Origin of the sequence: Adhaeribacter radiodurans (assembly GCF_014075995.1) — a bacterium.
In the GTDB taxonomy this organism is placed as follows: Bacteria; Bacteroidota; Bacteroidia; order Cytophagales; family Hymenobacteraceae; genus Adhaeribacter; species Adhaeribacter radiodurans.
This window is the reverse complement of record NZ_CP055153.1, coordinates 6,114,752-6,137,896: the sequence shown is the minus strand read 5'-3', so window position 1 is coordinate 6,137,896 and position 23,145 is coordinate 6,114,752. Positions and strand designations below refer to the sequence as shown.

At 41.4% G+C, this 23,145-nt stretch carries 16 protein-coding genes; 9 read left to right on the top strand and 7 right to left on the bottom strand.

Features of this window, described 5'->3' with window-relative positions; genetic code table 11:
• Positions 1 to 342: 342 nt before the first annotated feature.
• From HUW48_RS24405 to chrA, 7 genes are all read left to right on the top strand, one after another.
• Positions 343 to 3,735 carry a SusC/RagA family TonB-linked outer membrane protein gene (locus HUW48_RS24405; RefSeq protein WP_182413414.1) on the top strand — a complete coding sequence of 1,131 codons (3,393 nt, stop codon included), beginning with the start codon at positions 343 to 345 and terminating at the stop codon, positions 3,733 to 3,735.
• Positions 3,736 to 3,874: 139 nt separating this feature from the next.
• Positions 3,875 to 5,335, top strand: a complete 1,461-nt coding sequence (locus HUW48_RS24400) for a RagB/SusD family nutrient uptake outer membrane protein (protein WP_182413413.1) — start codon at positions 3,875 to 3,877, stop codon at positions 5,333 to 5,335.
• Between the two features lie 19 nt (positions 5,336 to 5,354).
• Entirely contained in the window at positions 5,355 to 6,239 is an 885-nt protein-coding gene (locus HUW48_RS24395) for a zinc-binding metallopeptidase (RefSeq protein ID WP_182413412.1), read from the top strand.
• A 49-nt stretch (positions 6,240 to 6,288) separates the two neighbouring features.
• A complete protein-coding gene (locus HUW48_RS24390) occupies positions 6,289 to 7,623 on the top strand; it encodes a DUF4302 domain-containing protein (protein WP_182413411.1) in 1,335 nt (444 codons plus the stop codon).
• A gap of 321 nt (positions 7,624 to 7,944) precedes the next feature.
• The gene (locus HUW48_RS24385; RefSeq protein WP_246343922.1) at positions 7,945 to 8,574 is read left to right on the top strand and encodes a superoxide dismutase; all 630 of its coding nucleotides are present in this window, start codon (positions 7,945 to 7,947) and stop codon (positions 8,572 to 8,574) included.
• A gap of 287 nt (positions 8,575 to 8,861) precedes the next feature.
• Entirely contained in the window at positions 8,862 to 9,836 is a 975-nt protein-coding gene (locus tag HUW48_RS24380; RefSeq protein WP_182416510.1) for an isopenicillin N synthase family dioxygenase, read from the top strand.
• A 271-nt stretch (positions 9,837 to 10,107) separates the two neighbouring features.
• A complete protein-coding gene (gene chrA / locus HUW48_RS24375; protein ID WP_182416509.1) occupies positions 10,108 to 11,280 on the top strand; it encodes a chromate efflux transporter in 1,173 nt (390 codons plus the stop codon).
• Between the two features lie 15 nt (positions 11,281 to 11,295).
• Here chrA and HUW48_RS24370 read toward each other — a convergent pair whose 3' ends face one another.
• The 3 genes from HUW48_RS24370 to prfA form a co-directional block, all read right to left on the bottom strand.
• Positions 11,296 to 11,718, bottom strand: a complete 423-nt coding sequence (locus HUW48_RS24370; protein ID WP_182413409.1) for a secondary thiamine-phosphate synthase enzyme YjbQ — start codon at positions 11,716 to 11,718, stop codon at positions 11,296 to 11,298.
• Positions 11,715 to 13,118 (bottom strand): hypothetical protein, encoded by a 1,404-nt coding sequence (locus HUW48_RS24365; protein ID WP_182413408.1) that lies wholly within the window; start codon positions 13,116 to 13,118, stop codon positions 11,715 to 11,717. The genes HUW48_RS24370 and HUW48_RS24365 overlap by 4 nt, the downstream gene beginning before the upstream one ends.
• A 284-nt stretch (positions 13,119 to 13,402) precedes the next feature.
• Positions 13,403 to 14,473 carry a peptide chain release factor 1 gene (gene prfA, locus HUW48_RS24360; protein ID WP_182413407.1) on the bottom strand — a complete coding sequence of 357 codons (1,071 nt, stop codon included), beginning with the start codon at positions 14,471 to 14,473 and terminating at the stop codon, positions 13,403 to 13,405.
• Positions 14,474 to 14,663: 190 nt separating this feature from the next.
• On the opposite strand from prfA, the gene HUW48_RS24355 reads away from it, so the two are divergent.
• Entirely contained in the window at positions 14,664 to 15,422 is a 759-nt protein-coding gene (locus tag HUW48_RS24355; RefSeq protein WP_182413406.1) for a c-type heme family protein, read from the top strand.
• A 16-nt stretch (positions 15,423 to 15,438) separates the two neighbouring features.
• Here the strand turns inward: HUW48_RS24355 and HUW48_RS24350 are convergent, their stop codons facing one another.
• Positions 15,439 to 16,089, bottom strand: coding sequence for a carotenoid biosynthesis protein (locus tag HUW48_RS24350; RefSeq protein WP_182413405.1), 651 nt, complete (start codon positions 16,087 to 16,089; stop codon positions 15,439 to 15,441).
• Positions 16,090 to 16,120: 31 nt separating this feature from the next.
• Positions 16,121 to 17,599, bottom strand: coding sequence for a 1-hydroxycarotenoid 3,4-desaturase CrtD (gene crtD, locus HUW48_RS24345; protein ID WP_182413404.1), 1,479 nt, complete (start codon positions 17,597 to 17,599; stop codon positions 16,121 to 16,123).
• Positions 17,600 to 17,725: 126 nt separating this feature from the next.
• On the opposite strand from crtD, the gene HUW48_RS24340 reads away from it, so the two are divergent.
• Positions 17,726 to 18,016, top strand: a complete 291-nt coding sequence (locus HUW48_RS24340; protein ID WP_182413403.1) for a hypothetical protein — start codon at positions 17,726 to 17,728, stop codon at positions 18,014 to 18,016.
• A gap of 396 nt (positions 18,017 to 18,412) precedes the next feature.
• Here the strand turns inward: HUW48_RS24340 and HUW48_RS24335 are convergent, their stop codons facing one another.
• Together HUW48_RS24335 and HUW48_RS24330 are read right to left on the bottom strand one after the other, a co-directional pair.
• Positions 18,413 to 21,373 (bottom strand): DEAD/DEAH box helicase, encoded by a 2,961-nt coding sequence (locus tag HUW48_RS24335; RefSeq protein ID WP_182413402.1) that lies wholly within the window; start codon positions 21,371 to 21,373, stop codon positions 18,413 to 18,415.
• A gap of 327 nt (positions 21,374 to 21,700) precedes the next feature.
• Positions 21,701 to 22,924, bottom strand: coding sequence for an ABC transporter permease (locus HUW48_RS24330; protein WP_182413401.1), 1,224 nt, complete (start codon positions 22,922 to 22,924; stop codon positions 21,701 to 21,703).
• Positions 22,925 to 23,145: the final 221 nt, after the last annotated feature.

Sequence of the window (23,145 nt, the reverse complement as noted above, 5' to 3'; positions counted from 1 at the left end):
CGCGGAACTACACGTGTATTTTCAATCGGGTAAATTAGCCCGAGTTTTTCGGTTGAATAAAAAATGTATTTAGTAAAAAAATTAAATTTTGCTTTAATTTTCTGCAATATAACTTAGCTTGTTTTCGTACTATTTGGGTATTCTTCTAAATCAATCCAAACTTTAAAACTTATTTCTTTTTGCACTGTTTTGCTCCTGTTTATTCTGCTGATTCAGGCAGTATAAATTATTAGTTTCCTATATGAGATTAATTCACATTATTTCTGTAAATTATCTTCTGTAAAGGAAATCTGCTAATAGGGTAAAATATAAATTACCCTTTCGTATAAAATCAGGATTTATATGCATCAAAATAATTACCCAAATAAAGTACGACGATTAAAAATTATATTTTTACTAGGTTCCCTAAGCTTTTCCTCGTTGTCTGTTCCAACAGTAGCCCGTGAGCACATCGTTACGGTTTGGGATGTTCCCGTAGGCGGTACTGTAAAAGTACAAGGCGCTGGTGGTACCGAAAATGGTGCTGGGGTAACGGTAGTGGAAAAGGGAACTAATAACGGTACTACCACCGATGCCAACGGTAATTTTAAATTAACCGTGAAAGACAATGCTGCGGTACTGGTATTTTCAATGATTGGTTATAAAAGTCAGGAAATTCCGGTAGCGGGCCGTACTTCTTTTAATGTTACTTTGTCTGAAGATATTAGTGCTTTAAATGAAGTGGTGGTTACTGGTTACCAAACTATTGATCGAAAGCTATTTACTGGTTCGGCCGCTCTCCTGAAAGCCGATGATTCGAAGCGGGAAGGAGTAAATGATGTAAGCCGCATGCTGGAAGGGCGGGTTGCCGGTGTATCGGTACAGAACGTATCGGGAACCTTTGGTGCGGCGCCTAAAATACGGGTACGGGGCGCTACTTCCATTACCGGCGAAAACAAACCGTTGTGGGTAGTAGACGGCATTCCCTTAGAAGATATTGTAAACGTATCGAATGAACAATTATCTACCGGCGACCCTTCTACTTTAGTGGGTTCTTCGGTGGCTGGTTTAAACCCGAACGACATTGAAAGCTTTCAGATTCTAAAAGATGCCTCGGCTACGGCCTTGTACGGAGCCCGCGCCATGAACGGCGTAATTGTAATAACTACAAAAAAAGGAAAAGTAGGTAAACCTATTGTTTCCTATACGGGCAATTTTACTACTTACTTAAAGCCTACCTACAGTAATTTCAACATCATGAACTCCGCCGACCAAATGTCGGTGTACAGTGAGCTGCAACGTAAAGGCTGGCTGAACCATTCAGATGCTTCGCGGCGGCAAGATGGGGGCGTATTTACTAAAATGTACGACGAGATTAATCGTTTCGACCCTGCTACTGGCCAGTTTGGCTTACAAAATACGCCGGAGGCGAGAGCTGCTTTCTTAGAGCCCTATGCCCGCGCGAATACCGATTGGTTTGATACATTATTCCGCAATTCGTTCATGCAGGAGCATTCCTTAAGCGTATCATCGGGAACCGAAAAATCACAATTTTATATTTCTACTAGTTATTTACAGGATAACGGTTGGACCGTGGCCGACCAGGTAAAGCGCTTTACCGGCAACGTACGGGCTAACTTCAATGTGTCGGATAAAATTTCGTTTGGTTTGATTTCGCAAGGCTCCATCCGCGACCAACAGGCACCGGGTACTATTGGCCGGGTAAGTAATGCCGTAAGCGGGCAGTACGACCGCGATTTTGATATCAACCCTTACAGCTATGCTTTAAACACCAGCCGAACCCTGCGGGCTTACGACCAAAACGGTAACCGCGAATATTTCCGCCGCAACTATGCTCCCTTTAATATTCTCGACGAACTCGAAAATAATACCCTTGATATTTCTTTACTGGACTTAAAGCTGCAAGGCGAATTTACTTACAAGATTCTGCCTAATTTAAAATATAGCTTTTTAGGAGCCCTGCGGTACGCCAGAACCGGCCAGGAGCACAAAGTGCGGGAAAATTCGAATATGGCTAATGCTTACCGCGCCGCTGGTGATGCTACTATTCGGGAACGGAATAAATTTTTGTACCGTGACCCGGATAATCCGGAGGCAGAACCTGTAGTAGTATTGCCTTACGGCGGATTTTATAATACCAACGATGATAATTTGGTTAACTACAACTTTCGCAACCAGTTAGAATGGGATAAAACTTTCAACGAAATTCATACGATACGTCTTTTTACTTCGCAGGAATTACGTTACACCGACCGGCAAAATAAAATTTTTAATGGCTACGGTTACCAGTACGACAAAGGTGGGGTACCCTACGTAGATTACCGCCTGATTAAACAAAATGTAGAAGGTAATTTTAATTACTATGGCATGACCATGCGCTACGAGCGCTTTCTGGCCTTTATGGCCAACGGAGCATATTCGTATAAGGGTAAGTATAACCTAAACGGAACGGTTCGCTACGACGGTTCTAACCTACTCGGTCAGGCCCGTGCCGCCCGCTGGTTACCTACCTGGAATGTGAGCGGCTCCTGGAACGTAGATACCGAAGGCTTTATGCAAGCTTTCTTAAACAAAGTAAACCGGCTCACTTTACGGGCTACCTACGGACTTACCGCCAGTATGGGAAATGCCACTAACTCCAGTCTAGTTTTAGAAAATATCAGCACCCGGCGGCCTTATTTATCCGAAGTAGAATCAGCTATTGGGATTCAATATCTCGAAAACTCTGAATTAACCTGGGAGAAGCAATATGAAACCAATGTGGGTATGGATATTGGTTTGTTTAATGACCGGGTATCAGTAACCATAGATGCTTACAAACGCAACGGTTTTGACCTGATCGGTAGTATCCGGACTTCGGGTATTGGCGGGGAAGAATATAAAGTAGCGAACTACGCTGATATGGAGTCGAAAGGCTTGGAATTAACGCTAGGTAGCAACATTATAAACGAACAAGATTACGGCTTCCGCACTCAGCTTACCGGCGCCTATAATAAAGGCAAAATTACCGAACTACGAAACGACCCCGATATCTGGGCATTAGTTGGTCCGAATGGCGGCGCTCTGCAAGGTTATCCGTACCGCGGTTTATTTTCCATTGATTTCCAAGGGCTCGATTCCCAAAACGGCTCGCCCATCTTTATAAACGAAGACGGGGAAAAGAGCGGCGACGTGTACCTGCAAAGCGACAAAATACAGCATTTAAAATACGAAGGTTCCGTTGATCCTATAGTTACTGGTGGTTGGTTTAACTCTTTCCGATATAAAAATTTCTCGTTATCCGCTTTAGTAACCTATAGCGCTGGTAACGTAATCCGGCTGAACCCCGCCTTTAAATCGAGCTATACTGATTTAGATGCCATGCCTAAAGAATTCTTAAACCGCTGGACTTTACCCGGCGACGAGAATACTACTAATATTCCTTCTATTCTAGACCGTATTGAAGTAGCGCAGTTAACGGGTTATCCTTATAATAACTACAATTATTCTACTGCCCGGGTGGCTGATGGTGATTTTGTGCGCCTGAAACAAGCAACCCTTACTTATAATTTACCAGCAGCTCGCTTAAGCGGGATAGGTTTTAATACGGTATCTGTAAGCTTAGTAGCTAATAATATCTGGCTGATTTATGCGGATAAAAAATTGAATGGTCAGGATCCGGAGTTTTTTGGCGCGGGCGGAGTAGCTACTCCTATTCCCCGGCAATTTACTTTATCGCTGAAAGCCGGATTTTAATAAGTTAGAAGGCTAAATAAAAAGTTGGAAAGTTAAAAAAGGGAGAAGAGTTAATTTGTTAGGTCTTATAAAAAGTTTTCTCTCTAAGTGCAGAAAGGAATGTTTTACGAACAGAGTACCAATTTTCAAAAAGTTTAAGATGAAGCATATATTTAAATATACTTTACTATGCAGTATTATGACTCTATCCGGCTGCCAGGACGATTACCTGGAACAGGCCGTAGACCAGCGTACGCAGTTAAATACCGTAGAAAAAGTAAGTGAATTACTCGTTACAGCCTATCCTCAGGCCGATTACGCCACCTTTACAGAAGCAATGTCGGACCTGGCCGAAGATAAAGGCACAAACTCCGTTATTACGGAAGATGTTAACCGCGACCCGTATTTTTTTCGTGATGTAGAAAGCAAAGCGCAAGGTTCAGCCGATAATTACTGGAATGCGAGCTATGCGGCTATTGCCGCCGCCAATCATGCACTTGAAGCTATTGCGAATGCTCCCAATCCAAATGATTATAGTGCGCAAAAAGGCGAGGCTTTAGTAGCCCGGGCTTATGCTCATTTTATGTTGGTAACACTTTATTCAAAAGTTTACGATCCGGCTACTGCTGCTACTGATCCGGGGATTCCATATGTAACAACTCCGGAAAAAGTAGTATTAGGCAAATATGAACGTAAAACGGTAGCCTACGTGTACGAACAAATCGAGAAAGATTTGATGGAAGGATTGCCCTTAATTGTAAATACGGTTTATCGGGTTCCTAAATACCATTTTACCACTGCCGCCGCGCATGCATTTGCCACCCGTTTTTATTTATTTAAGCAAGATTACCAGAAAGTAGTGGAGCACGCTAACCAAGTATTCCCGGGCGGAAACATTGGCCCCAATTTACGGCCTTGGGTAAGTGTATACAGCAATTTAACTGCCAACGAGGGTCTGGCTATTTACACGCAAGCTACCGAAAATGCAAACTTACTTTTAGTAGAAACGCCTTCTAACTGGGCCCGTTACAATGCGCAGTACCGCTATGGATTATCTACCCGTTTAGTTGATAATCTTTTTCGGCAACCTAATGTAACCGGCGACACTTGGGTATATCCTTTGTACACGCAAAGAGCTGATAATTGGCTCATTCTTAAATTCCGGGAGCATTTTGTTCGCACAGATTTAAATGCTACCACCGGTGTTCCTTACACCATTTTCCCGTTATTTACCGCCGAAGAAGTTTTGTTTAACCGCGCCGAAGCTAATCTGGCACTTGGTAATATAGAAGCTACCCGCACCGACTTAAATTTGTACGCCAGCGCCCGCATTGCCGACTATAATCGTACTACCCACAACATCAGCAATACTAAGATTGCGAATTATTATGGCACTGGTTCTAACGTAAGGTTAGGTATGCTCTATACCATTTTAGATTTTAAAGCGGCTGAGTTTGTGCAGCAAGGAATGCGCTGGTTCGACCTATTGCGGCATAAAATTCCGGTAACGCACTATACAGTTGATGGTCAAGTAATTCAATTGGGTCCCGAAGATCCCCACCGGTTACTCCAGTTACCCCAGGAAGTTACGCTAGCCGGCATAGAACGCAATCCTCGATAAAGAATATAGATATTATATCATGGAAAAAAAATATTTTAAATTATTCCTCCTGTTTTTTGCGCTTAGCTTTTTATCAGCTTGCTCCGAAGAGGATGACCCGGATACCGTATTAACGGATTTAGGCGGAGAAACCTGGACCAAAGGTCCTCTGGATAATTGGCTGCTTGAGAATTTTGTAACACCCTACAATATTGAAGTAAAATATCGCTTCGACCGTTACGAGCTCGCCCTGGATAAAACTTTAGTTCCCCCGCAAGAAGATAAAATTATTCCGGCGCTGGAAACCATCAAGAAAACCTGGATTGCACCTTACGAGCAAGTAGCTGGCCCTAACTTTATAAAGCGTTTATCTCCTAAACAATTTGTGCTGGTAGGTAGCCCCGAGTATAATACTGATGGAACTATTACATTAGGTACCGCTGAAGGTGGCCGCAAAATTGTGTTGTACCAGATTAACAGCTTTGATAAAGCTAATAAAGCCCAATTAAAGCTCACGCTACGAATAATTCACCACGAGTTTGGCCATATTTTGCACCAAACTATCCAGTATCCGCCGGAATTTAAGAGCATCACTCCCATTTATACTGCCAATTGGTTTGATTACCCGCTGGCAGATGCCCGATCAAGAGGATTTATTACTGAGTACGCTCGTAATATACCTGACGATGATTTTGTAGAGATGATAGCTATTATGATGATTGAAGGACGGACAAACTTTGACGCCATCATTAACAATATTAAGATGCCTGACCCATCTGATCCAACTAAAACCATTTCTAATACTAGGGCGCAAGCGGCTTTACGCCAGAAAGAGCAAATAATTGTTCGTTATTTTAAAGAAGCCTGGAATATTGACTTTTACACTTTACAAACAAGTGCCCAAACGGCTATCAATTCCTTATAATCATTCAGCTATAATGCTTCGCGCTATCTGCTGTTACCGCAACATCTACATGAAAAAAATATATTTCCTGAGTTTGGTTTTACTTACCCTGCTCTCGGCCTGCCAGAAAGACGATAACGATCCAGCGCCTGGCCAACGCCCCGATGAGCGTCTGGTCAAAGCTCTCGCCGATTACAAAGTCCAACTTACTGGGGCACCCTACGGTTGGAAGGCGACTTTGATAACGGGCCAAAACCGGAGATATAACTTTTTCCTGAAATTTAACGAGAACGATCGGGTAAGTATGTCAGCGGATGTAAGTTCCAGTTCGGCAGGTACGCCTACCGAAAGTTCTTACCGTTTAAAAGCCATGCAGCAACCCGCATTAATTTTCGATACCTACTCGCCGCTGCATCTCTTGGCCGATCCTGATCCTGCTGTATTATTCAATTTATCGGGGCAAGAAGGCGATGAGGGCCAAGGTATGTATTCGGATTTTGAATTTACTATTGATTCTGTTACTACCAATGTTGTTCGATTAACCGGTAATCTGCAACAAAGCAAAATGGTTTTAGTTCAGGCTACCCAAGAGGAGTTTGATGCTTATACAGCAGGAAAACTCAAAACTATAATCGACGAAACTGCTGCTTACTCCAAAGCCAATCCTTTTCTTTTTTTGCCAAGTGCCAGTGGCACGAAACTACAGGTAGATATTAACGCTGCCAACAGAACTTTTTCATTAGTAGCCCTGCAGAATGGTACGGTGCAAATTATTTCTACTTCGTTTACCTACACGCCCCGTGGATTATTATTTGAGCCGCCATTGGTACTTAATGGCATCACTATTTCGGAGTTGCTCTGGGACAGCGCGCAGCAAGTATATTACGCCGAAGTTAATGGTAACCGGGTAGTAGTGCAGTCCTCGCCAACGGCTATTATTCCGTTGTATAATTTTATTGGGGTTACGTTTAACACCGTAGCAGTACCACCTCAGCCCTTACCAGGCTGGTCGCCGGATTTTACCAGTAAGCAACAACAAATTGCAACCACTTTGCTAAACGGTAATTATAATTTACGATTAGATTACATGTTGTTTTTATTTAATCCTCAAAGTAGATCTATGCAATTATATGTAGTAATATATCAGGGTAGCGCACAATTTTATGCCGTTTATCCTTATACTTATACCCAAACTGCTGATGGGGTATATAAATTTACGGCACAAACTCCTAATGGCAACGGGCAGGTAATAGCAGAGGATATGAGCCCTATTTTAAATCATTTAAACACCGAAAGTTTTGTTTTAGATTATTTCCGAGACCCAACCGAAGGACCCTTGGGCCAGATGAAGAGCATAGAAAACCCGGATTTTTATTTTACCGGTTCTTTAGAAACTTTACAGTAGCAGCAATAACAAGAAGGTCTTATATTTAATTATAAGACCTTCTATATTTTAATATAAATCTTCTTTTGTCTTACTTTTAAAATATTAACCTGAACCGGGTAAGTACGTAATCAGGGTAGTTTAAAAGTTATAATAAACGTACTTTTTCTGCGAATACCTATGTTTAAGTAAAGTAACCTCCCGTTAAAGTTTATACTTTTGCCTGTGTTAAATCGTTTTTTCTCTAATCAACTTATAAATTAACCTGTTATGGATAAAAGAACTTTTCTTAAATCGGCGGCCCTGCTTGGGTTAGCCGGGCTGGTTAAGCCATTAAAAATTATGGCGGAGCCCGTAGCCGATACCTTTACGCTTCCTAAATTGCCTTACGAGTTTAATGCGCTGGAGCCGCATATCGATAAGCAAACCATGGAAATTCATTATACCAAGCACCACCAGGCTTATGTAACGAACTTAAACAAAGCCGTAACCGGTACCGCATTAGCCAGCATGAAACTGGAAGACATCCTGAAAGATATTAGCAAGCATCCGGTAGCCGTGCGTAACAACGGAGGAGGACACTGGAACCATACTTTTTTCTGGAATATTTTATCGGCGCAAGGGGGCAAACCTACCGGTAAATTAGCCGCCGCTATTGACAGCGATTTAGGTGGGTTAGACAAGCTTAAAGAAACGTTTAACCAAGCGGCTACTACCCGCTTCGGTTCGGGTTGGGCCTGGCTAATTGTGGATCCGGCAGGCAAACTGGCGGTTACTTCTACTCCTAACCAGGATAATCCTTTAATGGACGTAGCCGAAAAGAAAGGCAAGCCCATTATTGGTTTAGATGTGTGGGAACACGCTTATTACCTTAAGTACCAAAACCGTCGGCCCGAATACATTGCCGCTTTCTGGAATATTGTAAACTGGGCAGGAGCCGAGAAAAATTACTTAGCCGCGCTTCAGAAATAATTTATTTAAAATAACAAAATAGCTTTTAGTAGGGATGTAAAACTATCCTTACTTAAAGCTATTTTGTTTTAAAGTCCTATAGAAACGCCAAATTTTAAAAATAAGCTGCCGGGAACGCGGCAAAACGCCTGGAGCCAGTAAAGTAGATTTACCAACAGCGTTTACCGAAAGAGTTTTATTGCGTACTTTTGCATAAGGTTGACAGGCTGTTATCCGGCAAGTAAAGCAGGACAAATCAGACCAGTTTTTTAAACTTTTATCTTTTACATTACTACTATATGGATACTATAACCGAGAAATTAGTTGATAAAATCCCGTCGTTAGATTTAGCTGATTTTACTTCCGGGAATGCGGAGCGTAAACATAAATTTGTACAGGATTTAGGGGAGGCATTTCAAAGTATTGGCTTTGTGGCAATCCGCAACCACGGCTTAAGTGATGAGCTATCCGGCCAATTATACAATGCAGTTAAAAAATTCTTCAGCCTCCCCGACGAAGTAAAACAAAAATACGAAAATCCAACTTTAGCGGGGCAGCGTGGCTACGTTGGTAAAGGAAAAGAACACGCAAAAGGCCGTAATACCGGCGATTTAAAAGAATTTTACCACGTAGGCCAGGACTTGCCGCAAGAAGAGTTAAAAGCCGAAAGCTACCCGGCCAATATCTGGCCCAACGAAGTGCCCGAATTTAAAGAAATGACTTTGGCGGCTTACCGGGCCTTAGAACAGGCTGGTACGCATATGCTACGTGCCATTGCTCTTTATTTGGGCCTCAACGAAGATTATTTTGACGCAAAAGTTTACCACGGCAACAGTATTTTAAGGGCTATTCATTACTTCCCGATTGAAGATCCGGATAGCGTACCAACTGATGCTGTAAGAGCCGCAGAGCACGGTGATATAAATTTAATTACTTTATTGATGGGAGCTAGCGCTGATGGCTTGCAGGTATTACGGCGTGATGGCAAATGGATTCCAATAACGGCCTTGCCCGAGCAAATTGTAGTAAACGTAGGCGATATGTTATCGCGGCATACGAATAACAAATTAAAATCTACCATTCACCGGGTAGTAAATCCGCCCCGCGAGCTTATGCACACTTCCCGGTATTCTATTCCGTTTTTTATGCATCCTCGTACCGAAATGGATCTAACTTGCCTGGAAGGTTGTATTGACACCGAAAACCCGAAGGCTTATCCCGATACCACCGCCGGCGAATTCTTAACGGAGCGTTTGATTGAACTAGGCTTACTGAAGAAGTAGAGTTATTCATGGTCCATAGTCTACAGGCTACGAAAATCATCCTCATAGAAAGAAACGAAATAGTAAAAACGTACAGGTAGTAACAAATCAGGTAGCCTACGTAGGCTACGCTTTTAAATATTTTACTAAATTTATCGACCACGAACTACGGTTTATCAACTGTAGAATATGAACTAATAATTATCAATTATAAAAACTGGAGACTTTGGACCATGGATTATTAACGGACCCTAAATTAGTGGACTCTAAGCCATGGTCCAAAGGTCAGAAAATCTTAAGCCCCAGAAATTACATTTTCCTGAAAGATGTACTTTGGTTGGCGCTAGCTGCCTTTGGTGGGCCTCAGGCGCATATCTCCATGATGTTTAAGTTGCTGGTAGAAAAACGTCGGTATCTTACCGAGAGCGAGCTAATTGAGCTAAATGCATTGTGCCAGATTTTACCAGGACCCACTTCTACCCAAACTATTACGGCTATTGGCTTTCGATTAGGAGGGCCCAATTTAGCTTACCTTACTTTGCTCATCTGGATTGCGCCCGCTACTATAATTATGACTCTGGCGGGGTTAGCCATGTCGTACCTGCAAGCCAACGAAATTTCGCTTAGATTTACGCGTTTTATTCAGCCCATGGCCGTAGGCTTTGTATCATTTGCGGCTTACCGTATCAGCTCCAAAGTGGTTAATACCAAAACAGGTATTGGCATGATGGTGATTTCGGCTAATATTTCTTACTTTTTTAATATGCCTTGGGTGTATCCTATCTTACTGGTATTAGGAGGTGCCGTTACTGCCCTGCGTTACAAAGCGCAACCCATTGAACCAGACAAAAACATAAGAATTAATTGGAGTAATTTTATTTTATATACGGCAGTATTTATTGCAGCAGCAGTATTGGGTGGAGCAACGCAACTACGCGGCTTTAAACTTTTTGAAAATTTCTACCGCAACGGCAGCTTAATTTTCGGTGGGGGACAGGTACTGATTCCACTTATGTATTCACAGTTTGTAGAATTTAAGCAGTATTTAACTTCCGAAGAATTTCTATCGGGGTTTGCGATTGTGCAGGCGCTCCCCGGGCCGGTTTTTGCTTTTTGTACTTACCTGGGAGCTTTAGCCATGCGCGATTACGGTATTGGCGGAGAACTGTTAGGAGCCTTTATTGGTACAGTAGGCATTTTTCTGCCAGGTACCTTCCTGATATTTTTTGTAATCCGGTTTTGGGGCGAATTAAGAAAGTACCGCGTTATTAAAGCTTCTTTAGAAGGAATAAATGCGGTAAGCTCCGGCATGGTAGCTGCTGCTGCTATTTTATTGTATCACCCTATTGAATCGAATCTGGCAAATGTGGCCATTGTTGTAGTAACTTTCTGTATTCTGCTCTGGACTAAAGTTCCGCCGCCCTATATTATTTTAACTGGTTTATTAACCGGCCTTCTTTTTTAAAAAAGTAAATTTTGCTTACTCCCCCTGAAGTGTAATTACTAGCCAGCGACGGGTAGCCTGATTGCGGTGTTCGCCGAGGTAAATGCCTTGCCAGGTACCTAAATTAAAGGTTCCATTAGTAATCGGCACAGTTACTGAACTACCCATTAGCGAAGCTTTAATGTGTGCCGGCATATCGTCGGGTCCTTCTAGCGTGTGCCGGTAATAGGAGGCATTTTCAGGTACCATTTTATTTAAATGACTTTCAAAATCCTGCCTTACCGTAAAATCGGCATTTTCGTTAATGGTTAAACTCGCGGAAGTATGCTGAATAAAAATATGGGCTAAGCCAATTTTAATTTCTTCCAGTTCCGGCAATTCGGCAGTAAGCAAATCGGTAATTAAATGATAGCCGCGTTTAAGAGCAGGCAAGCGAATACTTTTCTGGTACCATTTCATGGGTTCAGGCGTTCGTAAGCACCCGGGTCGGGTGTAGTTAAATGACGATTTTTATCTACTAAATCTTTTAATATTGCTGGTGTAGCTACTGCCGTGTTACTAACCGGTGATAAACTATCGAGCCGAAAATCGAGCAAGTTAGATTCCGCGCTTTCAATAGGTGCTTTAAACAGTGGGTCTACATTTAGTAAATTATCACAACAGGCAAAAGCCGGATGGTCCTGGTAACTTTTTGTTTGTACAACCGAATGATTAATTTGTAACTGCGGCGTCGTTCCAGCTTCATTTTTCAATTGAATTTGATCTTGAGCGATTAACGAGTTGTGCTTACCTGCCCAAACTATCGAATTCTGCATTAGTAATTGAACGCGGTATTCCTGATTAGGTCGATCAGCTACCTTTAATTGGTCTGTTAATAACAAAGTAACACTCCCAGGCCGAAAACCAACGGTATAATTAGCTAAAGTACAATACGTAAAGTTGTAATTGCCTCCACCTAAACCCAATACAGCACTTTGTCCGCAATTCGTAATTAGAGTGTTCGTAACTTGTACATCTGCCCCGTGGCTTAAAATACCCGTTTCGAACATATTCTGAATTATGGATTGTTCTATTTTTAAATCATAATCCGTTTCGTCCTGATCCGGATTAGCTGCCCAAAGCCCAAAAGTAGCATTTTTAATATCGGCAAACTGAATGTAGTTATAAGTACTAGTAGCTTCAAACTTAATTCCCAGCCATTGCCCGGGCACTGCCGCGTATAATCGTTCGCGCCGGTCGCCGGTAAACAAGACACGTTTGTTGACTGTACCCTTAACTTCTAAGCTTCCTTTTACAATTAAGGCAGCATCCTTGTGAAAATAAATTTTAGATCCAGGTTCAATAATTAGCTTACCCCCAGCCGCCACACTTACCGAGCCATATACTACGTGCGGTTTGTCGGCTTTCCAGGTTGTGTTAGTCGTTATCTCGGTTTTGGAATGGAAGTAGGCATTTTGCCCGTAACTTACTAAAACTACCCGCTGCTGATTTGAATTAACCAAAAACGAAAGCGCATCCGTCTGGATAAAAGCAGCTGTATCTTGAGTAGCCGGAATCGTAACTTTTACTATCACAAGCAAGCTGTCTTTACCGCGCAGTAAAACATTATTGGCTTGGGTAGTTTCCTGACCATCTACAATTAATTGGTAAGCAGGATTAGCCTGTTCCAGTTTAATTTCAGTTATTTTTATTGCATTAGAACGGCGATTATACACCCAAACTGCCCTGCTGGCACTAGCAGTATTTACAAAAACGGTATTAAACTTTAATGAATCCGTTGAAAACTCCAGTTGAGCTTTACTATCGGTGGTAACAATTTCTTCTTTGGGTTCGCAAGAACCTAATCCGTAAATAAACAAGCAGAATAGGCAGCAACGCAACAGTCCTTGGAAAAGTAATTTACTTCCATTTTTAAGTGGAAAGCTACTTTTGGCTTTATGAAGTCGCAACCGTTTAATCAATAGCATTAAATCAGGAAAGCTTTTCTACTAATAATTTACAATTGCTGGGTAGTACTTATTATAAAATATAATCTACCTATGCCTTAAAACAAATGTAGCGAGTTCTTGACACCCGCTACTCTGTTCTTCTCTATAAAAATCAACTTGCAACCTATAACCTGCAACTTGTAACTATTGAATCCTTACGCCACACCTTCTTTCAAGCGTTCAGCATTTTCGGCAATACGTAACTCTTCAATAAAATCATCGATCTGGCCGTCCATTACGCTGGGCAAGTTATAAACGGTATAACCAATGCGGTGATCGGTAACACGGCCTTGTGGGTAATTATAAGTCCGGATTTTATCGGAGCGGTCGCCGCCACCTACCATGCTTTTACGCTGAGCACCCATTTCTTCGTTCTTTTTAGCCAGTTCTACTTCGTAAATCCGGGAACGCAATACTTTCAGAGCTTTTTCGTAATTCTTAATCTGCGATTTCTGGTCCTGGCACTGAGCCATAATACCGGTAGGTAAGTGGGTTAAACGAACTGCCGAGTAAGTAGTATTTACCGACTGACCACCTGGCCCGGAAGCACAGAATAAGTCTTTCCGGATTTCGTTCATATCCAGTTCAATGTCAAATTCTTCTACTTCGGGCAATACTACCACGCTGGCTACCGAAGTGTGAATACGACCTTGTGTTTCGGTGGCTGGTACGCGTTGTACCCGGTGCACGCCCGATTCGAACTTCATTTTACCATAAACATCTTCGCCGGAAATACTACTGATAATCTCTTTGTAACCACCAGAAGTACCTTCCTGGGCATCAATCAGCTCCATGCGCCAGCCTTGCTTTTCTGCCAGGCGGGAATACATGCGGTGTAAATCGCCGGCAAAAATAGAAGCCTCATCGCCACCAGCGCCAGCCCGGATCTCAATAATAATATTTTTACTATCGTCTGGATCTTTAGGAATAAGCAAGTTTTTAATCACTTCTTCCAACTCTTCTAACTGCGGGTACAGTTCATCGAGTTCTTCTTTGGCCATTTCCCGGAATTCCTCGTCTTTTTCAGTAGCAATTACCTGCTTGGCATTGTCAATGTTGCCGAGTAAATTTTGGTATTTTTTATACTCAATTACAATTTTTTCAAGGTCTTTGTATTCTTTATTAAGCGACTTATATTTTTTCATGTCGCTCATGCTTTCGGGTTGTTGTAAAAGCTGATTTACTTCGTCGAAACGTTCTTTAATAGCCTCTAACTTATCTAACATAACTGTAAGTATCTGTTTTAAAACGCAAAGATAATAAAAAGTTACTGGTTGGTAGTTGCCGAAACAGGTAAATTGCTCGCTGGATCAATGCGCCACTTCTCTTTGTTTCTTTTTTACCTAACACTGATATTTGCAGGTAGTAAAACGCCATTACCCACCAGTACGTTTTATTCTTATAAAACTCTTTTTTATGCAGATTCGTTCTTTTTTGAATAAGCTACTATTGCCAGTTGTTTGGATAGTTCTAGCCATTTTTGCTTTACTTGCTAACAGCAGTTGCGAACCTAAAAAGCTGTCTAACGGCAAAGAAATAGCCGATGAGATGGAACGCCACCTAGTGAAACGCATTACGGGCTCTATGATATTACAGGAAACCCGCCGGGTAGGTGATAGCCTTATTCGTACCGCAGAGCAAAACATGCTTACCCATTTAAAAACAACCTTAGATTCCGGTAACTTTAAAGCTGCCTTAGATTACCATAAATTAGAGAAGTATCCTGAAGTACAAGAAATAGCAAAGAAGTACCTGGCAGATGTGGGGCGAACCGGTAAAGTTTGGCCAAATTCAGCTACTGATCCGGCTAGCTTGCTCTTGCAGGAACAACTGCAACAATATACGGCACTTAATAATCAAAAACAGGTTTTAGAACCCCAGATAAGCCGGGTGGGTGCCACAGAATTACTTTATACCAAACCTATCCGAATGACAGATCCACTTTGCTTACAATGCCACGGGCAGCCGGAAAAATTAGTAAATCTAGAAACTCAGAAAGCTTTACCAGAAAATTTTGCAACACCCCGTACCGGCTATCAGTCTGGCGAATGGGCCGGAATGTGGTATGTTCGGTTTAAAACGCAAGGTATTTTAGATAGTATTACCCAGAAACGTAAAAAGTCCCGGCGCGGACAATCGCTATTTAGTAAACCTGATTCGACAAAAAGTAAATAATAAAGTAAATGCTGAATTAAATTACCCAGGAAAGGGCGCCAAAAAACAAGAACTGCAAAAGAAAAACAAAAGGCGCTAAAGAATTAGTTTTTCGAAAAGCTGCTTGCTGAAAGTAAATTTGCAGTACTAACGCCACCAGAAACCAACCCACAAAATTAGAAAGAGGGATTACATTTGCTTGCCACGACCAAAAATCCAGATGTACCGCAACCGGTTCGATGAAGTAATCTAAAGCTACCATTAGAGCTGCTCCCAGAACAGCTTTTATCCACCACGTAAACCGCCCTAAATAATTTACTGTATGACCTGCAGTATAAACCAGCATTAGCCAGTTTAGTCCAATAATTAAAGGTACTTTAAAAAGTTGCCAGCCTAAGGCCGCTCCGTAAGTATAATGCCCGAAGAGTAAGGCCGTATGAATACCTATCACTTCTGCCAGAAATCCTACGCTAAAAACAATAAAGGCAAACAACCAAAACGGACGGGAAAAATCTTGGTGAAAAAAGAATAAAATAAGGTTTGTAAGTAGCAGATTAAAAGGGACTAAGCTTAAAAAAAGTGCTTGGTAATTACTAAAAACTAAACCATAAAAGCCCACGGCATAAAAAATAACTAATACAAATATGGCTAGTAGTTCTTTTCTTTTAACAGGCAAGTACGGGTTCAAATCTTTCGGTTTTAAAATTTTACTTTATAAATTATTTATCACTCGGAGATGGTACCAAATCACCAACAATTTTAGCGGAAAGTAAACATAATGGAATACCACCTCCGGGATGTACACTGCCGCCGCAAAAATATAATCCTTTTACTTTACTTGTAAAATTTGGGTGCCGCAGAAAGGCAGCTAATCGATTATTAGAGCTGCTACCATATAAAGCTCCCGCAAACGAAGAAGTGTCTGCTTCAATGCCTATCGGGTCCCAAACTTGCTCGCAGGTAATGTAAGCGTTTACATCCGTTTGTAGTGCTTTGCTTAGCTTGCTGATAACTGTTTCACGTGTAACTTTTACTAAATCAGCCCAATCCTGACCGCTGTTATGCGGCACATTTACCATTACAAACCAGTTCTCGCTGGCTTCCGGAGCATCTTCCGGCGAAAGCTTAGAAGTAATATTTACATATACTGTTGGGTCGGGGCTAATGGTTTTTCGCTGGAAAATATGCTCGAATTCAATCTTATAATCCTTACTGAAAAATATATTATGGAGGTGCAATTCCTTAAACTCCCGGTTAATTCCCCAGTAAAATATTAAGGCTGAACTGGATCGCGGTTGTTGTAATGTTTTCTCGGGAGCGGTTAGTTGCGGTAATAATTTCCGGTAAGTGGGCACCACATCCATGTTACTCACCACAATTTCGGCCGGTATTAATGTTTGTTTAACCGTACGTACACCTGTTGTTTTGTTATTTTCCGTAAGTATTTCTTCTGCTCTTTCGTTGTAAAGGAAATGTACTCCGAGTTCTTCGGCCAGTTTAACCAAGCTTTGGGCAATCGCATAAATACCTCCTTCAGGATAGAATGCTCCCAGGTTGTGCTCCAGGTGCGGAATTAGATTTAGCGTAGCCGGAGCTTGATACGGGTCGGAACCATTGTAAGTAGCAAAACGGTCGAGAAGTTGTACAAAGCGCTTATCCTTAAATTCCTTAGTGTTAGCCGCGTGCATGGTGGTAGTTAAGCCCAGTTCTGGTAAAACCGGAATGGTTTTGAGTACGTCGCCGCTCAAGTACGTTTGTACTTGATGCAGCGATTTATGCAGAAAAGTAGGGGCGGTAGCTTCGTAAATACGGCGGCTTTTAATTAAATATTTTTCTACTTTTTCCCGCGAAATCTTTAGCTTCTGTTCTACTTCGGCGGCAAACTTCGCTGGTTCCTGATAAGCTGTTAAGCGTGTTCCATCTGCAAAAAAGTATTGGGTAATAACGTCTAACCGTTGGTAACGAAAATAATCTGATGAATTACGGCCAGCCAAAGTAAAAAGCTCATCTACTAATTGGGGCATAGTAAACAACGAAGGACCTTTATCGAAACGATAGCCATTAAGCGTAAACTGGGTCATTTTGCCGCCAAAACTGTTATTTGCCTCCAGCACGTTAACGGCATAACCTTTTACCGCTAACCGAATGGCTGCTGCAATACCACCTATTCCCGCCCCAATAACAATGGCTTTTTTCATTTTTTACTTGCAAATAGCTTCACTCCGCACATTTAACTGGCAGTTATCCGAAATGTTTTCATTGATTTTTATTTTACATCCCAATATTCCAAATAAATTGCTCCAATAAACTAAGCTGTTTCTCCTATGACCTTCACTGAATTTAAAGCTACGCTTACTAAATCTACCCCACCCGCTGATCTTAGCCCGGAATTACAAGCTTTGTGGTACGATGGCAAAGGCGACTGGCACCAATCGCACGAAATAGCCCAGGAAAAGAATACTCCTGCATATTGCTGGATTCATGCGTATTTGCACCGCAAAGAAGGCGACCAATGGAACGCGAATTACTGGTACCAACGCGCTGGACGTAAAATGCCTAGCGTTTCGCTGGAACAAGAATGGGAAAGTATTACTATCGAATTACTTCAAAGTTAACAAGCAAGGTGCGCAAAAGATATAATTAAACCCATAGTTATGCTTAGGATGCGGATAAGCGGACTGCACCCATAACTGAATAGCCAATCTCCCGATCCATGTCATTAAGTTAAGGACTTCCGCCCGAATCTACCTTTAATTATAGGCCATTAATCAAAAGAGAGGCACGGAAGTAACTTCCGTACCATAGATTGGCGCTCGAAAGAGGATTTTTTTCTTCTGATTGGCTTAACTTAATGACATGGATCTCCCGATTGGCGAATCTACTTACTAAATTGATTTGTTAAGCCTACAATTAGGACTAGTAAAATATCTATTATAACAGCATTTTAATAAAAATAAACCCGATAGCGTTTGAAAACTATCGGGTTTAACCATGTTTAGTTTTAAATTTTGCTACGCCAGTAAACTCTCAATATCGTCTTTAGTCAAACTCTTGATAATAGTTTCGTCAGTAGAAATAAGGTCGGTTACCAATTGGATTTTCTTATTTTGCAGGGCCAGTATTTTTTCTTCCACGGTATTCTTTGTAATAAATTTATAAGTAAATACCTTGTTCTGCTGGCCAATGCGGTGTGCCCGATCAACGGCCTGAGCTTCAATGGCCGGATTCCACCACGGGTCGAGAATAAACACGTAATCGGCGGCCGTTAAATTTAACCCCACGCCACCGGCTTTCAGCGATATTAAAAATACCCGAATATTTTCATCCGTCTGGAAACGTTCTACCTGTTTGTGACGGTCTTTGGTGTTGCCATCTAAGTAAGTAAACGGAATTTGTTTTTCATTAAGCGAGGCCCGCACAATGTCTAAATGCTTCACAAATTGACTAAAGATTAAAACCTTGTGTCCTTCAGCAACTACGCTGCGCGTCATCCGAATTACTTCTTTCATTTTACCCGAATCTCCTTCGTAGTTTTCGTCGGCCATACGCGGGTGGTTGGCAATCTGGCGTAATTTCATCAAGCCTTGTAAGAGCATAAATTGAGTATTTACGCTGCCACTTTCTTCAATATTTTTTAAAATTTTATTGCGGTAAAACGACTTCGTTTCTTCGTAAGCGTGCTCTTGCTCTTCGGTCATTTTGCAATAAGTTGTATTCTCAATTTTCTCGGGCAGTTCCGTAGCTACCTGCGATTTATGCCGCCGCAAAATAAACGGTTTAATGAGCGCGTGTAGTTTTTTAGTTTTTTCCTCATTCTTTTCTTTTTCAATCGGTCGTAAAAACTCGTTTTTAAAGAAAGTTTGATTACCTAATAAACCCGGATTGATAAACGACATTTGCGACCATAAATCCATCGTGCTGTTCTCTACGGGCGTACCGGTTAAGATTAACCGATGTTTTGATTTTAAGCCACGTACTGCCAATGAAGTATTGGAACCAGGATTTTTAATGGCCTGTGATTCGTCGAGAATAATAAAATCGAAATAATAATTTTGCAGCAGTTCAGCATCCAGGCGCACAATACCGTACGAAGTCAAAATCAAATCGTAATGCTTAAACTGCGATACGGTTTTCTCGCGGTAGGTGCCGGTGTAGTTTAAAACCCGTAAACCAGGGGTGAATTTTTGCGCTTCGTGCAGCCAGTTATAAATTAGCGAAGTGGGCATTACCAACAACGAAGCACTCTGCGCTCCGCTTTCTTTCTGGTGCTGCAGCATGGCTAAAGTCTGGATCGTTTTACCTAAACCCATATCATCGGCCAGGCAGCCGCCGAACTTATAATCTTTAATAAAATGCAGCCAGTTGTAGCCCGCTTTCTGGTAAGGGCGCAGTTGGCCTTTAAAACCTTGCGGTAATGGTTTATCTTCAATGGTTTCAAATTCCCGCAGTTTTTCGAGCTTGCGGGTCATGGTTACTACTGCCAGATTCCCGTTCTGCAATTCGTTTACTAAGGTTAAATGATGCTTGCGCAGCTTTAACTCCCCTTCGCCTTCCGAAAAAGCAAATAATTCAATGTACTGGGTAAACCACTCTTCTGGAATTATCGCAATTTGACCGTTGGGTAACTGGTATTCGTTATTTTTGGTGAGAATATGATTCTTTAGTTTAATAAACGGTACTTCAAACTCCCCAAACTTTACCACCCCGTAAATATCAAACCAATCGGCATTTTCGCGGATGCCTACGCTTACGCTTACTTCCCCGATAAAGTAATTTTTTGCCGAAGCATTAGTTTGTTTAATCGTAAAGCCGATGCGTTCGAGTTCCTGCACGTGGTTATTTAACCAGGAGAAAGCATTGGCTTTTTCCAGCACGGCTTTCCCGTTCTTCACTTCGAGCGCCCGGTTGGTTAGTTCCCGGATATATTCTTTCTCGTGGTCAATGTTGCGGATCAGGCGATGGAAAATATACGAATCCTGCGTTTTCTCTACGTTTACGCTTATACGTTTTGCTTCCTGATTATTATGGACAGTATGCGCCCCGTATTTAAAACTCAGATTAAATAAAATTTTGTCTGAACGGCTGGCGCTTCCATTGCCATTAGTACCATTTAGTTTGCCATTTAACCGGGTAGTAGGAGTGCCGAATAACTGGGGAGTGGCATCTACATCGGTAATTTCAGTAAAAGTAAGAAAAGGATCCGGGTTATATTTTTCTGATTTTATATCAAAACCTTTGGCATAAACATCGAACGATTCAACCAACGGTGCTACAAACTTCTGGTAATACGTTTCTTCTACTTTACGCGGAATAACAATAAATTTTTTATTTAAAAAAGGCTGCAATTTTTTACCATCAACTTCTTTCTGAAAAGAATACAGAACATCGTCGAGTAAAAGCCAGGCCGGTTCGTTACAAACTAAAGTGGCATTCCGATTTTGAAACTCCAGCTTTTCGTTTTGGTATTTTATGGTCGGGAAATAATGCGTATTATCTTCGTTGCGCCGGAAGTGAAACAAGATGCTGGCTTTCTGCGGAGCTACCGAGATTTGCTTCCAGGTAGGTTCGCCGTCTTTTCCCATTATAAAAACCTGCTTACCTCCTAGTAATTCTAGAATTTTAGCCATGCGGTGTTGCACATAGCTATCAATGGCTTCTTGTACTGCTTTATCCCCCTTTTCTGGGTCGTACGTTTTTAGAAAAAAATCAGCTACCGAAAGCTTCTTCGTTGAGAATTTCTTTAAGATAGCATCTTGTTGGATTTGGTCGGTTAGATTAATTAGTTTAAAGTCAGTGGAGTCGAGCCGGGCCGAAAACTCAGCAGCATTTTTTTCGGCCACGTTTTGGTGCTGCAAGGTTAATTGACCTTTTGAATTAACCTGCACCACAAACGACTCGAATAAATAACCCAGATACTCGTGCTCGAACAACGAGTAGACTATCTGAAAAGGTTGAGTAGTATATACTTTCATAGTTAAGGGCAAAGATGCAATGTGAATATTAGTATTCTTTACTAATAAAACAACTATTTGATTAAATATTTTTTAAAGAATCAAACAATTACTTATGGTATTTTTTACAAAAAGGTACTTAGAGTTAATATTTTATAATGCCTAAATCGCACGCATAATGTTTGTTGAAAATGCTACTATACTATTAAGTGGAACTTAAACCGGAGTTAGAACAGAAAGGTTTGAGGAACTAGGTAGGAAATAGATTCTGCTTCTGGCAAACCAGGAAAGAATTATTAAATAGGAAAAAGATTTAACCTATTCTGTTTAAGAAAAGCGAAAAGAAAATTAGATGTTATCCCGCACTTCGGTAGCGGCTGCCGCCCGGGCCGGACGAATAGATACAAGTAGGGTAATAATGAATATAGCCAAGCCGGTAAGTAAGAAATCCTGCAACTTCATTTTAACGGGATAAGCTTCTACTAAGGCCGTAGCCATGTTCATAGAAATTAAACCAAAGGTTTCTTGTATCCAGCAAACGAGCAGCCCCAAAGCTAACCCAATAAATGCCCCTACAAACGCCACAATAGCACCTTCTGCCAAAAATATATTCCGGATTACCTGCGGACTAGCGCCAATAGAAGCCAGAATAGCAATATCTTTTTTCTTATCAATTACTAACATAGAAAGAGAAAAGAAAATATTAAGCGAGGCGATAAGCAAAATAAAGGCAAAAGTGATAAACACGAACATTTTCTCAACTTTCACGGCGCGCAATAAACTCAGGTGTTGTTCGTCGCTGTTTTTTATTTCGAACTTAGGGCCTAATACCTCTTCCAGCCTTTTCTCGACTGTTTTTAACTCCCGTTTACTTTCTACGCGCACTTCCAGCGAAGTTCTTTTATTCCCATAAGCCAGTAAGTCGCGGGCAAAATCTAGCGGTACAAAAATATAATTATCGTCGTACTGCCGTTCAATTACAAATACGCCCCCAACCATTATGGGTTTTTCACGGAAAGTATTTTCCGGGTCCAGCGAAAGCGATGCCTTAGCTTTAGGGTAAAGCAGAAACATGGGTACGATGGCGTTAGTGGCCCGGATGGATAGCTGGTACTGCACTCCCCGCCCAATTAAGGCATAGTTATTTCCGCCCCGCTGCAATTGGTAGTTGCCTTCTATAACCGCCGAATCTATTTTGTTCTGGGCAAAAAAGTTGGGGCTCACGCCTTTCATTTTTATTACCATCTGGCGGTCTTCGTAACGCAGTAAAGCATTATCTTCTATTACTTCGGTAACAAGTAAAACACCCGGGGTTTTCCGGATGCGGGTTATAAGATCCTCATTTAATTCAAAGCCTTTCCCCTCTATGGAAGTAATTTTTAAATCCGGATCAAAGCTGCCGTAAATACTCCGGATTAAATCTTCAAGTCCGTTAAATACCGAAAGCACAATAATTAAAGCTGCCGTACCAACGGCTACCCCAACCATGGAAATAATAGAAATAATATTAATAATGTTTCTTTTCTTCTTGGAGATAAAGTAGCGTTTTGCAATGAGAAAAGGAACGTTCATAATTTGCAGGGGCTGATAAAGCAGTAATTAAACTAACGGTTTAATAAAAATAAATTAGTAAAGTATACAACTCTTTGGCCTTACGGTTAAATAAATAAATGGGTATATCTTTCTTTATTAAAAGGAGAAAGTATGATAGATATTCATTTAGTAAATAAATGAGCCTTTTTTATAAGTTTTATGGCTGATGTTTCGGCTCTTTGCTAACCTTACAACCTTAC

Excerpts from the sequence above, each read along its gene's own strand:
- HUW48_RS24405 (WP_182413414.1), top strand. The coding sequence starts at position 343 with ATGCATCAAAATAATTACCCAAATAAAGTACGACGATTAAAAATTATA.
- HUW48_RS24385 (WP_246343922.1), top strand. The coding sequence starts at position 7,945 with ATGGCGGAGCCCGTAGCCGATACCTTTACGCTTCCTAAATTGCCTTAC.
- crtD (WP_182413404.1), bottom strand. The coding sequence starts at position 17,599 with ATGAAAAAAGCCATTGTTATTGGGGCGGGAATAGGTGGTATTGCAGCA.
- HUW48_RS24330 (WP_182413401.1), bottom strand. The coding sequence starts at position 22,924 with ATGAACGTTCCTTTTCTCATTGCAAAACGCTACTTTATCTCCAAGAAG.
- HUW48_RS24370 (WP_182413409.1), bottom strand. The coding sequence starts at position 11,718 with ATGAAATGGTACCAGAAAAGTATTCGCTTGCCTGCTCTTAAACGCGGC.
- HUW48_RS24395 (WP_182413412.1), top strand. The coding sequence starts at position 5,355 with ATGGAAAAAAAATATTTTAAATTATTCCTCCTGTTTTTTGCGCTTAGC.
- prfA (WP_182413407.1), bottom strand. The coding sequence starts at position 14,473 with ATGTTAGATAAGTTAGAGGCTATTAAAGAACGTTTCGACGAAGTAAAT.
- HUW48_RS24400 (WP_182413413.1), top strand. The coding sequence starts at position 3,875 with ATGAAGCATATATTTAAATATACTTTACTATGCAGTATTATGACTCTA.
- HUW48_RS24340 (WP_182413403.1), top strand. The coding sequence starts at position 17,726 with ATGACCTTCACTGAATTTAAAGCTACGCTTACTAAATCTACCCCACCC.
- HUW48_RS24335 (WP_182413402.1), bottom strand. The coding sequence starts at position 21,373 with ATGAAAGTATATACTACTCAACCTTTTCAGATAGTCTACTCGTTGTTC.
- HUW48_RS24355 (WP_182413406.1), top strand. The coding sequence starts at position 14,664 with ATGCAGATTCGTTCTTTTTTGAATAAGCTACTATTGCCAGTTGTTTGG.
- HUW48_RS24390 (WP_182413411.1), top strand. The coding sequence starts at position 6,289 with ATGAAAAAAATATATTTCCTGAGTTTGGTTTTACTTACCCTGCTCTCG.